This is a genomic window from Roseibium album (assembly GCF_001404515.1).
Classification (GTDB): domain Bacteria; phylum Pseudomonadota; class Alphaproteobacteria; order Rhizobiales; family Stappiaceae; genus Roseibium; species Roseibium album.
Window position 1 is genome coordinate 179,452 of record NZ_CXWE01000007.1, and the last position, 12,479, is coordinate 191,930.

Genomic DNA, 12,479 nt, shown 5'->3' on the forward strand with positions numbered 1-12,479 from the left:
CGCCTGGTCAGCTTTCCTGCCGGGAAAACAACCTTTTACGGTTTCGGAAAGCGAAATAGAGCGCTCCGGTCAAAAGCAGAACATTCACGCACACCAGGGTCGCCGACACCGGGCGATCGAGAAAAATCCAGTAGCCTTCTCTGGAAATGAGCAGGGCGCGCCGCAGGTTGTTTTCCAGGATCGGTCCCAGGATGATGCCGATGACGATTGGCGCCAAAGGATAGTTCGCAGCGCGAAACAGGATGCCGACCAGTCCAAATCCGAACATCACCATCAGGTCGAAAACGGACGCCTGCAGGGCAAACGTGCCAATCGAGCACAGGATGAGGATGATCGGTATCAGATAGAATTTCGGGATCCGCAACACATAGACGAAGAACGGTGTCGCAAGAATGCCCGCAATGAGCAAAAAGACGTTTGACGCCATGTAGACAAGGAAGATCCCGCCCACGAATTGAGGCTCCTGTTCGAACAGGATCGGACCCGGCACAAAGCCGAGTATCAGCAAAGCCCCTAGCAACATTGCGGACGAGGCGTCGCCGGGAATGCCAAGTGCCAGCGTAGGCACCAGCGTTCCACCGACCGTTGCGTTGTTGGCGCTTTCGGTGGCGACAACGCCGCCCTCGGCACCTTCTCCGTATCTCTCGTCCGGTTTCGCCGCAGCTTTCGCAATTGCATACGCGCTGAACGAGCTGATGACACCGCCAGCGCCAGGTAACGCACCGAAAAAGACACCGATGCCGGAAGATCTGAGCAGATTGACCCAGTGCCGCATTGTTGTCAGCAGCGATCCGAAACCGGGGCGCTCCACCTTGATGTCCGGCTTCTTCAGAAGGTCGTCGCCGACGATCTGATGGACCATTTCGGAAATTGCAAACAAACCCACAACGACCGCAACGATGTGAAAGCCGTTGAGCATGTGGTGCGAGCCGAATGTGAAACGGTAACCTGTTGAGAATTCATCGGTGCCAATGGTTGCCAGCAACAGCCCGAAACAACCCGAGACCAATCCCTTGATGAGTGACCCGCCGGAAATGATCGCGATGGCAAACAGGCCGGTTACCGCAAGCATGGCGTATTCGGGAGGGGCAAAGCCGCTGGCAAACCTTGCCAAAAGCGGCGAGGCCACGATCAGCACGACCCCGCCGATAAGGCCGCCGATTGCCGAAGCGGAGATGGCAATGCCGATCGCATCGGCCGCCCGTCCTTTCTGCGCCATCGGATAGCCGTCGAAAAGCGTTGCGGCCGCCAGTGGCGTTCCCGGAATACGCAGAAGAATTGCGGAGATCGACCCGCCGCAGGAACCGCCGACAAAGATCGCAATGAGAAAGCCCATTGCCGCGACTGGAGGCAGTCCGATCGCCACCGGCAGTAGCAGGATAATGCCCATGAGCGGGCCCAGCCCGGGCATTGCGCCAACAAGCAGTCCGATCAGGATGCCGATGAAGGTCAGGCCGATTGCCAGAGGGGTCAGAAAGAGCTGGAAACCAGCAAGCAGGGATTCAAAGAGCATCGGCCTACCAGGGTATGTTCAGGCTGAGAACGCCACCCGGCAGCACGACATTGAGAAATTTCTCGAAAATGAAGGCGAAGCCGAAAGACATGATAAGCGCGGCAAGCAGCATCTTTCCGAACTGACGCGCGCCGCAGATGATCATTATTGCAAAAACCATTGGAGTGGTCGTCAGGTGATAGCCGAGCCAGCCAAGGCAACCCAGATAGATTGCGAAAACGGCCAGCAGGCCGACTGCTCTCTTGAAGCCATGCGGATCGACAACGATCCTCTCGCGCTGGCCGGTCCCGAATTCAATCAGGATCTGAACGATGACCAGCAAAGCGATGGCCAGGGCAACGGCGCGCGGATAGGCGGCCGCGTTGTCATAGGGACCGCCGCTGGCGATCCCCTGTTCTTGCATGGATGTATGAATTTGCTGAAAGACGATCGCGACGATGATCGCGAAGAAAACTGTAACCATCAGGGTAAGGGTTCTCGAAGTCATCGTCGCTGTCACCTTATCGCAGTTTCTTCAGCTCATCTTCTTCCCATTTCAGGGCATTGCCCATTGCGGAAAGCTGGTCGGACACCGGTCCGACGACCTCGTCATACTGGGTGTGATCCCAGTCCAGGGGAACGAACCCGACCTTTTCGATTGCCTCGCGAACGTCCGGCCTCTGCATGGCGGCATCCATTGCAGCGCGCAGTTTGCCGGTGACTTCGTCCGGTGTGTCCTTGTGAACGATCCACCAGGTCCATCCCATCGGTGCCAGACCGGACAGGCCGAGATCGATGTCGAGATCCGCAATGCTGGGCGCGCCGTCATACGAGGCCTTGGCGCCGGGAAGCTCGGACAGTACCAGCATGATGTTGAAAGCCGGCTTGTCCTGAATGTAGTTGCCGACATTGATGAAGGAGAAATCGAGGACGCCGGACTTCAGGTCCTTGACCGCATTTCCGTCCTGCGTGTAGGGGATGTTCTGGGCGACCACGCCATAGGACTGCAGCACTTTCGCAATCACCATGTGAGGCAGGTTGTTTCGCGAGCCCGAAGAATAGCGAAGTTCGCCCGGATGTTCCCGGCCGTATTCCATCATCTCCTCGAAATTGGACCAGCGTGTTTCGTCGGTACGTCCGCCGATCGCAAACGCGTTCGAAACCGCCGAATGGAGTGGCTTGAAGTCGCTATACGTCCAGTCGGCATTCCCGAGTACGGGTTGCAAAACGAGGGGCGCAACATAGCCGTCAAACACCGTATAGCCGTCGGCAGGCCGCGACATCGCTGTTTTTTGCCCCTTCGTGCCCGCGGCACCCGGTGTTGAAATCACGGGCATGTCGACACCGAGTTCTTCACCCATGGCCTTGGCGATCAACTGGCTCACCGACATGGCATTTCCCGGTCCCCAGGGATGGATCAATTCGACCGTCCGCTCGGGAAACTCGGCGATGGATGCGCTGGTGGATGCGGCGATGAGCATCGTCGCGGCCGCAAGGGTCTTCAATGGCCTTGAAAGTTTCACGTTGTCCTCCTCCTATATTGCTCTTTCGATGCCCGGTCCCGCGGTGCCCTGGTGGGCCTCCCGGTCTGTTTCCAGACCGAAATGTGCGTAGAGTTCCTTCGGAGCATCATGTTGAATGAAGTGGTAGGTAATCCGGTCCGTCAGGCGTCCGATGACGGCTTCATCCGGCACAGGGGTTGTCTGACCGGGATCGCGTTCCAGGTCGTAAAGGGCTGAAACACAATCTTCGAGCGTCTGCCCGTCATTGCCGACCTGGGTGTTCTTCGGGTCGAGCTTGATTTTCAGGAGCGGTGCACCCTTGGTGAAATCAAACGGTCCGGCAAGTACGCTCGTCTTCAGTTCGCTTATTTCGAAATGCGACGACAGATGTGTCGGCATCAGCGTGTAGAGATTGAGATTTTCACCGGACAGGTCGTCCGGATAGCGGAAGTAGCTGTATTTCCCGTCGGTCACGCAAACCGGGCCGGCGAACATGCCAAGGGCAAGACTTTCGTGAACCGGTGCATCATCGCCCAGCAGGGGCTTCAAGGACGCACCGGTCACGCTGGGAGGAACCTGACAATTGTGGATCTCCAGGATGGTCGGCATGAGATCCGGTGTTTGCGTCAGGTTCTTGCGCCGCGAACCGGATTGGTCCGCGTGCCCGGGGTGCCAGATCATGAGTGGAATGTGAGAGATTTCCTCATAGTAGGGCATCCTGTTCTTGCCCCACCACTCATGCTCCGACAAAAGAAAACCGTGATCGGTGGTCAGGATCAGGCAGGTGTCGTCCCACAGGCCATGCGCATCGAAATGATCCAGAAGTTTTCCGAAATATTCGTCGCACATGGCAACCAGCGCGGCGTAATTGCCGCGAATTTCTGCAATTTCCTGGCTGGAATTGCTGACCTTTTCGTAATGCGGCCAATCCAGGATCTTGCCATTGTAGCCGCTTTTGTAAGCCTCCTTGAAACGCTCCGGCGCGACGAAGGGTTCGTGTGGATCAAAGCATTCAAGCTGCAGGAACCAGTCGTCCGCATCTGCATTCAAGTCGAGAAACTCGAATGCTGCGGCAAAGCATTTGGCGGTCGGAAAATCGGCTTCTTCCGTTAGAAAATCATGAGTTATTGCGGCCCGGGACCTTTTCCAGGAGGTCTTGTCCGTATTGCCTCTGGTCATGCTGCCGTTTGAAGGGGGCGACATCGGATAGTGACGCGGATCGAATTTTTGACGGTACCTTTCGACCGGTGGTGCCGCCAGGGCTTTCAGCGCGTCATATTCCTGACCCCGGATGAAATCCCAGCTGTCGAAGGCATTGGCATACCCCCAACCGCCGTCCTCGAAATAGTGGAGATGATCGGAGATCAGGTGGGAATAGACACCGCCGCCACTCAGGATTTTCGCAAAAGATTCGTCAAATGGTTCAAGCGGACCCCAATGCCTGTGCATGAAATTGAGCCGGCCCGTATGCATGTCCCGGCGCGCCGGCATGCAAGGAAGACTTCCGACATAATGCTTGTCGAACGTGACGGCCCGTTGGGCGAACCGGTCGAAATTGGGTGTTTCAACGGCGGTACCGCCGTAGGCGCCGAGCGCAAGGCGGTTGAGTGAATCGAACAGGACAAAAACGGTCCGCATTGCTCCTCCCAAAGCTGGTTGTTGAGCGAACTTCGTAGACCTTGATCGAAAAGAGGTATTCTGTAAAATCGATTTATTGATACTTATCATTCAAAAAAAGAATGTTAGATGGACAAGAACCTGACAGCTTTTTTGGCAGTTGCCCGTCATCACTCCCTGACCGCTGCCTGCGACGAACTGGCGTTGACGCAGCCCTCGGTGACCAAACGCATTGCCAATCTTGAGCACGAGGTCGGTGCGACGTTGTTCGAGCGGGACAGGCGAGGCATGAGACTGACGGCGGCGGGCAAGGTATTCCTGAAGCGGGCGGAGCGCATTCAGCATGAATACCGGCAGTGTCTGGAGGAGGTTTCAACCATTACCACTGCGGGACTTCCGGTTCTCAGGGTTGGCGCGGGGCCGGTGTTCCACCTGAACAGTGTCGCGCGACTGTTCGCGGCCTTGATAAAGCAGTTTCCTGCCTTGAAGCTGGAGGTCAAAACGGACACGGGGCACGACATCGCACAGCCGTTGAGTGCGGGAGAAATCGACATCTATCTGGGCATCATTCCGAAAGAACAGTTAGATGATGCGATACTTGTCAGATACATAACCAGTGTTGAACACGGTATTGTCGTGCGGGCCGATGACCCGAACGCGCAGGGCACGCATATTGATCCATCCAATCTGCGCGGCTATCGGTGGGTCAGTTTCGTGGTTGATCCTGAAACGGAAAGCCGTATTCAGGAACACTGCGCGCCCGAAGACGCTGTGGAATCCATAATCGACATTCGAACAACGTCGTTTGCGACCGGATTGCAACTGGTCAAGGAAGGCGGGTTTGTCATGTCGGCACCGCTTCAACTTGCGCATCGCATTGAAAGCGAAGGACTTATGATCCGTCCGAGCCTTCATGGCATGCCGCGCAGGGAAGCCGGTATCTATGTGCGCAAGAGTTCTCTGGGCTACAACGCAATCCAGGCTGTCCTGAATTATTTCGAAACCGAAGATCTGCCCTTCTGACATCGGTCAGGGGTCGCCGATGAGGTGGATTTCGGCAGAGCATGTCGTTCCTGCACTCGATTGCAGACCTAACCTGGCACTGTCTTGCCGGGCAGGCGTCTCCTTGCGGCGAGGGATCCAAGGCCCGACAGGATGATCAGCGTCAGACCGATGAATGCAACCGTGTCCGGCCAGTCGCCGAAGACCAGAATACCGAGCAGGGTCGCGGAGATGAGCTTGCTGTAGACGAGTGGCGCGACAAGGCTGGCATCGGCCATCTTGTTCGCCACGACCAGGGCGTAGTTGCCGGCGGCTGACCCCAATGCGCTCAAAATGATCAGGACCCAGAAATTGAAGCTTTGTTCCGGCAGGCCCGAACTCAGACCGAACGGTATCAACAGGACTGAGCCGATCAGCAACTGCGACATGAGAAGAAGACTTGGCCGCATCGCGCCGGCCAGCAATTTGGTCATGAAGAGATAACAGCCATAGCAGATGCCGGCCAGGACAGCGAAAAGAATGCCGGCGGAAGCACCGAAACCGGGCTTGACCACCAGCAGGACCCCGCAAAAACCCAGGACGAGCAGAATGGTGTGTGTCGGCGACGGTTTTTCGGCGAGAAAAATGACTGCCAGAACGTAGGAGATTACCGGCCCGACGAAGAAGGCGCCGAAAACATTCGCGATGGGTTCGGTCTTGAGTGCCGTCAAAATCGAGCAGATCGCACAGGTGATGAAGACAGCCCGCAGAACAACCCGCCAGTCCTTGTAGGCACTCAGCTCATGCAGCCGGATACGCGCAATCGGCCATAGCGCCAGGGCGCCGATGGCAAAGCGGGAAAAGGCGACGAAAAACGGATCGACGCCACCGGCGGTCAGCAGCTTGCCGCACGTGTCACCGGCGACGATCAGGGTAACAGCGAAAAAGACGGTGCCAGCTATCCGGCACAGGTCGAGGAGGTGCATGAAAGAGACCGCTTGGAGAGAGTTTGAGCGTCACACCGATACAATTGAAAAACGATCGGAGCGCAAGCCCTCTTCAACAGAAATCGGACCTCCTGCCCGCTGCATTGAAGACCATTGATCGGCATGTTGGCGCGCGTTCCGACAGAGGCCTATCTGCCGATAATGAACTCGACCGGTGCCCCGTTTTTCTCGCCGTCGAACAGCACTAGTACGCGATAAGTCGTGTCGGTTTCTTCAAGCAACAGCAGTGTCTCTGCACTCGCATTTACATCGACGCCCGGAAGCGCGCCCAGAGGCTGTGCCTCATCGCCTGATTTTCCGCTCCAGAACCAGAGAGACGGCGACGGTGAAGGTGGGGCGCGTTCTTCGCCGCAAGTGAAATCTTCAGATCCGCGGCGGTCGTCACTTCTTCCTGCCAGAATGAGAAGGCCATCTTTTACACGGGTCAGGTCTCTCACGCCGACATTGTCGCCCAGCTTGACCCTGGCAGTTGTCGATGTGGGCGGTGTCTCCATGAACAGCTCTTCGGAGGGCACCTGCAGGATCAGGGCGTGATTGGCAAGACAGGGACTTCTGAGACCGAACAGCATGTCGCCGTCCAGCTCCGAAATCCCCTCGATGGTCACACCATTTCTGTCCAGCCTCTGGTCTGCATAAGTCGCAAGATCGGGATTGGACCTGATCGTTTCGGCCAGGAGCATGGTTCGCTCGACTTCCGGTGCCACCTTCTTGTCGATGTACTTGAAAGTCGGCTTGCCGGACCTGGTCTTGACCGGAAACCGGAACAGTGTGAAGCGAGACTGCTGGAACTCACCGCCTCGGGAAAGCCCGTGCGAACCGGTAACATAGAAATAGGACGGTGCTTTGCCGTCACTGGAAGGCACAAAGACCACACCTTCCGCATCGATCTCGCCCATTTTCTTGCCGTCGACCTTTTTCGGCAGCAGCCTGATAACGCCTTTCTTGTCCGGGTCGAGCCTGTTTTTCTTCAGCTTGAAAAACTGCGCATAGTTCCGTTCGTCATTGGCTGCCAGACACAAACCTCCGTCTGGAACGCAGTCAGCCCCGCTGATCGACTCACGCGCATTGCTGCTTTTTTCAAAGTCGGGTTTGACCTGCCACTTTTCGGTTGAGCGAATGATCTCCGCCGATGCCGAGGACAAGGAGAGTGACGTCAGAATTAGGAAAGGAAACAGGCGCATGATTGCTCCGCACCATGATGGTCAATGTCTACTGCCCATACCTTCACATTCTTCAAGTGCTGTCCAGCCGGATCTGTGCCCGTCGTGGGCTAATGCGCTGGAAGGTTCTCGTGCAGACTGGAGACCAGGTTCAGTGTCTTGTCAGCGATCGAAATGGTCACCCGGCGGCCCCAGTCGAAACGCATGAAATCCTGTTCGATACCGTCGGCAAAGATGACACCGCCATCGTTGATACGTGAGGTCATTTGCAAAACGGAACCTTCGCGAATGGCTCCGGCCCGCATTTCACAGCCGCTGAGATGGCTCGGCCACGGCTCGCGGGCAAAATAGAGCGCTGTTGGATCTGTTGGCAGTATCTCAAACATCTGGTGCGTCGATGTCATGATGGATTTCGCCCATCCTGTTGCACCTGTCCCGGTGGAAACGATTACGCCGGAAGACGACTGGTATTCTTCTTGCCCAGCCGAGCGAATGAAATAGCGGGCTGACTGATGGCTGCGGTGGCCGATAAAGAGTTCGTTGAGCGCACTCAGTGTTCCACCCCCGCCGGCTCTGGCGGACACCATCGTTCTGCGCTCGATTGGAGCGTCATTGTTTTCTATCAACCTGAGCAGTGGGGCAACCTCGCCCGGGAGAACTCTTGTCAGAATTCCCTCCGAACCGGACTTTCCCGGCATGACGCCTATCACAGGTTGGCCGGAACAGTATTTTGCCAGATTGGCAACCAGCCCGTCCTGTCCGATGGCCATGACGATGTCATTTTCCGTGAACAGGAACCGATCCAGATCGTCACGCTCGACACTGGCAACCGACCAGTCATTCGGCACGGCTGCCTTTGTCTGCTGAATCGCCGACTGCAGCGCAGCATGTACCGCTTCCACCTCATCGATGTCCTGATCCCGGCTCCGCAGAAAAAAGGCGGCCTGTCCCCGCGTTCCATGAGCAGCCAGCAGCGCCTGATACTCCGATTGCCGGGTCACGAGGACAACGCGGGGTGCCAGACTGCTCATGACCTTGCCTCATCACGCACCGGGTTCGCTTTCATGGCGCCCTGAACCTGGCCGATCACATTCGACAGCATGTCGGGGGTCACCGTCAGATTGTCGATGTTCTGCAGTTTGCCGGCAAACTCTTGAGCTGCCATTGCAAACATCACCATGGGAGGAAGATCGGCATAGACCGCCATCCGTTCCTTTTCCATGTCTGTGCGCGCCTGATCGATGGTCCGGATCCGGCCGGCTTCGGCATTTGCATCGATTTTCAATGCAGCGGCCTGGGCTTCGGCCTGGAACCTGGCATTTTCATCTTCACGCGCGATCAACTGCTTGCGCTGGGTCTCCAGTTCGATTTTTGTGCTCAGCTCGTTTTCTGCAATCGCGCGTTCTTTCTCCACGGCAAGTGCACGTCTGGCAAAGGTCGCCTCGTCCGCTCTTTGCTGGAGGTCTTCGAATGTGGGCGTCTGCAGGGCGCGGGCAAGGGCGGAGCTGGGAGACACGTCATCCACTCCGACGCCGACGATCTCGACGCCCATTGCCGCCATGGTGCCGTCTTCTGCAAACCCGTTTCTCAAGGCAAGTTGCAGTGGTTCCACACCTGCCTCCAGAAGGTCCCGCACGGTGTTGGATTTGACGTAGGCGGAAATGTAGCGTCTGCCGAGCGAGCCGATCTGGTCATTGATCTGATCGATGGGTTGCCCCAGCAGCAGGCCCTTCTTCAGGTCGATGGTGAAATCGATGCGGTCTCCGAGAACTTCCGCGTTCGCGACACGCCAGATGATGCTGCCTTGTACAGTCAGGTCCTGATAGTCCCTGGATTGCCCTTTCAGCAGGAAGGGCAGAGTGCGGTCATCCATCGGTATTTCACTGAGTGAGGTTCTCGCCGGCAGGAACCAGAAGGACAGTCCCTTGCCTGAGCGCACACGCCTGCCCTTGTGGAATTGTTGGACATGGCAGGAGGCGTCGGCACGAATGTGACGCAGGAACGGGTATCTTTGTATCTGTGCCATTTCCAGATCCTTCCTAGATCCGTGTGTAGAGTTCTGCCGGTCTGAATGCAGACCCTGTTTCACGTTTGCCAGTTGGTTTTATGATCTTTCGGTCGAGCAGTTTTCGTCTGAATGCCGGCTTGGTAAGCGGCCGGTCGAGGATGGCCTCGTAGATCTCCTGCGCCTGCCGCAAGGTGAAAACCGGGGGAAGCAGTTCAAGAGCCACGCTCGTGTAGTCCAGTTTGCCTCGCAGCCGTTTGACCACGTCACCGAGAATGTATGCGTGGTCAAATGCGAGGGACAGTTCGCCAAGCGTTCCGGTCAAGGCACGGGCACTGCCCCCCGTGTTGTCCTTCCAGTCGGTGTGTACTTGCGCAAGGGTCAGTTCCTTGTTGGCCTTGACCAGCCGGCTCAGGTTTTCAAATGGAACAAGGGCAAAATGCGTGACACTTATGACGCGTTCGCGCGGGTCCCTGTCCGGAGCTCCATAGGTGAATAGCTGCTCGAGATAGACCTCAATCACGCCGACCTTTTCGCGAAGAACACGCTTGGCGGTGTCCTCGATTGCCTCTTCCATGTGAACGAAGCCACCCGGGATCGCCCAGTCACCTCCGACCGTGTTCGCGTCCTTTCGCACCATCAGCATGCAGTGCAATTTGCCTTCTGCGACCGTGATCAAGGCAAGGTCTACCGCGACAGACGGTTTGGGATAGGACATGATATACTCCTTATAATCAATATAGATATAACTAAATAGGATATAAGTCAATAAACAAAGACAAGATATGAAATCTTCCGAAAAATCAGAGTGATGGGAGAGAGAAGAGCGGATAGATTACAGGAAGGAATGCCGTTTAGCCGACATTGGCCAACTTTTTTGCGTCAGGGAAACAGGAGAAGTTTCCTGCACGGCTGAACAATTGGCTGCTGCTTGAAACAAAAAAAGCCCGGCATTTCTGCCGGGCTTTTCTGTTCCATTCTCGATTGGAGAAGTGGAGTTTCTAGTCGTCGGACTGCTGCTTCAGGGCAGCACCCAGAATGTCGCCGAGGGACGCGCCGGAGTCGGAAGAACCGTACTGTGCGACAGCTTCCTTCTCTTCTGCGATTTCGAGCGCCTTGATCGACACGGTGACCCGGCGGGTCTTCTTGTCGAACTGGGTGATACGGGCGTCGAACTTGTCGCCGACGGAGTATCTCTCGGGACGCTGTTCTTCACGGTCGCGGGACAGGTCGGCGCGGCGGATGAAGGCCGTCAGGTCGCTGTCTGCGATCTTGACGTCCAGGCCGCCATCCTTGATCTCGGTGACTTCACAGGTAACCACAGAGTTCTTGCGGAGTTCGCCACCTGCACCGGTTTCCATCGGGTCGCCGGTGAGCTGCTTGATGCCCAGGGAGATACGCTCCTTGTCGACATCGACATCCAGAACGACGGCCTTGACCATGTCGCCCTTCTTGTACTCTTCGATGACCTGCTCGCCCGGACGGTTCCAGTCGAGATCGGAAAGGTGAACCATGCCGTCCACGTCGCCGTCGAGGCCGATGAACAATCCGAATTCGGTCTTGTTCTTGACTTCGCCTTCGACATTGGTGCCGACCGGGAACTGCTCTGCGAACGCATCCCACGGATTCTGCAGGGTCTGCTTGAGACCGAGCGAGATGCGGCGCTTGACCGGATCGACTTCCAGGATCATAACTTCGACTTCCTGGGAAGTGGAAACGATCTTGCCCGGATGGACGTTCTTCTTGGTCCAGGACATTTCCGAAACGTGGATCAGGCCTTCGATGCCCGGCTCCAGCTCGACGAATGCGCCGTAGTCGGTGATGTTGGTCACGCGGCCGGTGAACTTGGCTTCGATCGGGTACTTGGCTTCAATGCCATCCCACGGATCGGTTTCAAGCTGCTTCATGCCGAGGCTGATGCGGTGCGTTTCCTGGTTGACGCGGATGATCTGCACCTTGACGGTCTGGCCGATGGTGAGAACTTCCGACGGATGGTTGATGCGGCGCCACGCGATGTCGGTGACGTGCAACAGTCCATCGATACCGCCGAGGTCGACGAACGCACCGTAGTCGGTGATGTTCTTGACCACACCTTCCACGGTATGTCCTTCTTCCAGGCTCTGGACCAGTTCCGAACGCTGTTCGGCGCGGGTCTCTTCCAGAACGACACGGCGTGACACGACGATGTTGCCGCGACGCTTGTCCATTTTCAGGATCTGGAACGGCTGCGGCGTATGCATCAGCGGGGTCACGTCGCGCACCGGACGGATGTCCACCTGGGAACGCGGCAGGAATGCAACTGCGCCATCCAGATCGACGGTGAAACCGCCCTTGACCTGGTTGAAGATCTGGCCGTTGACTTTTTCGTTGGCTTCGAACGCGACTTCCAGGCGAACCCAGCTTTCTTCGCGGCGGGCTTTTTCGCGCGACAGAACGGCTTCGCCGAGAGCGTTCTCGACACGCTCCAGGTAAACTTCAACTTCCGTGCCAACGCCCATTTCGCCGTCACGGCCCTTGGCGCCGAATTCCTTCAGCGGCACGCGGCCTTCAACCTTGAGGCCGACGTCGATGACGGCAAGGTCCTTTTCGATGGCGACAACGGTGCCCTTGACGACGGCACCTTCATAAAGGTCGTTCTGGACGAAAGACTCTTCGAGTAGAGCTGCAAAATCCTCGGTAGAGGGATTGAAATCGGTCATTTATTCTCCTGAGCGC

Annotated in this window: 11 protein-coding genes; 1 reads left to right on the forward strand and 10 read right to left on the reverse strand. The window is 56.8% G+C overall.

Features of this window, described 5'->3' with window-relative positions:
- Nucleotides 1-7: 7 nt before the first annotated feature.
- The 4 genes from LA5095_RS23275 to LA5095_RS23290 are packed head-to-tail and all read right to left on the reverse strand — an operon-like array spanning nt 8 to nt 4,632.
- On the reverse strand, nt 8-1,513 hold the full coding sequence (locus tag LA5095_RS23275) for a tripartite tricarboxylate transporter permease (RefSeq protein WP_055119337.1): 1,506 nt from the start codon (nt 1,511-1,513) through the stop codon (nt 8-10).
- Between the two features lie 4 nt (nt 1,514-1,517).
- Nucleotides 1,518-2,000 (reverse strand): tripartite tricarboxylate transporter TctB family protein, encoded by a 483-nt coding sequence (locus LA5095_RS23280; RefSeq protein ID WP_082475910.1) that lies wholly within the window; start codon nt 1,998-2,000, stop codon nt 1,518-1,520.
- Between the two features lie 13 nt (nt 2,001-2,013).
- Nucleotides 2,014-3,015: a Bug family tripartite tricarboxylate transporter substrate binding protein gene (locus LA5095_RS23285; RefSeq protein WP_029064262.1), complete on the reverse strand. Its 1,002-nt coding sequence runs from the start codon at nt 3,013-3,015 to the stop codon at nt 2,014-2,016.
- A 12-nt stretch (nt 3,016-3,027) separates the two neighbouring features.
- Nucleotides 3,028-4,632 (reverse strand): sulfatase, encoded by a 1,605-nt coding sequence (locus LA5095_RS23290; RefSeq protein ID WP_055119340.1) that lies wholly within the window; start codon nt 4,630-4,632, stop codon nt 3,028-3,030.
- A 108-nt stretch (nt 4,633-4,740) separates the two neighbouring features.
- On the opposite strand from LA5095_RS23290, the gene LA5095_RS23295 reads away from it, so the two are divergent.
- Complete coding sequence (locus tag LA5095_RS23295; protein WP_055119342.1) at nt 4,741-5,634, forward strand: LysR family transcriptional regulator; 894 nt, start codon at nt 4,741-4,743, stop codon at nt 5,632-5,634.
- A 68-nt stretch (nt 5,635-5,702) separates the two neighbouring features.
- On the opposite strand, the gene LA5095_RS23300 is transcribed toward LA5095_RS23295, so the two are convergent.
- From LA5095_RS23300 to rpsA, 6 genes are all read right to left on the reverse strand, one after another.
- Nucleotides 5,703-6,578 (reverse strand): DMT family transporter, encoded by an 876-nt coding sequence (locus LA5095_RS23300; RefSeq protein WP_055119344.1) that lies wholly within the window; start codon nt 6,576-6,578, stop codon nt 5,703-5,705.
- 149 nt (nt 6,579-6,727) lie between these two features.
- The gene (locus tag LA5095_RS23305; RefSeq protein WP_055119346.1) at nt 6,728-7,780 is read right to left on the reverse strand and encodes a DUF3616 domain-containing protein; all 1,053 of its coding nucleotides are present in this window, start codon (nt 7,778-7,780) and stop codon (nt 6,728-6,730) included.
- Nucleotides 7,781-7,869: 89 nt separating this feature from the next.
- Nucleotides 7,870-8,790, reverse strand: a complete 921-nt coding sequence (locus LA5095_RS23310) for an NAD(+)/NADH kinase (RefSeq protein WP_055119349.1) — start codon at nt 8,788-8,790, stop codon at nt 7,870-7,872.
- Nucleotides 8,787-9,785: an SPFH domain-containing protein gene (locus LA5095_RS23315; protein ID WP_055119352.1), complete on the reverse strand. Its 999-nt coding sequence runs from the start codon at nt 9,783-9,785 to the stop codon at nt 8,787-8,789. Before LA5095_RS23315 ends, LA5095_RS23310 begins: the two co-directional genes overlap by 4 nt.
- Before the next feature lie 13 nt (nt 9,786-9,798).
- Nucleotides 9,799-10,482, reverse strand: a complete 684-nt coding sequence (locus LA5095_RS23320; RefSeq protein WP_055119357.1) for an NUDIX hydrolase — start codon at nt 10,480-10,482, stop codon at nt 9,799-9,801.
- 283 nt (nt 10,483-10,765) lie between these two features.
- Entirely contained in the window at nt 10,766-12,463 is a 1,698-nt protein-coding gene (gene rpsA, locus LA5095_RS23325; protein ID WP_055119359.1) for a 30S ribosomal protein S1, read from the reverse strand.
- Nucleotides 12,464-12,479: the final 16 nt, after the last annotated feature.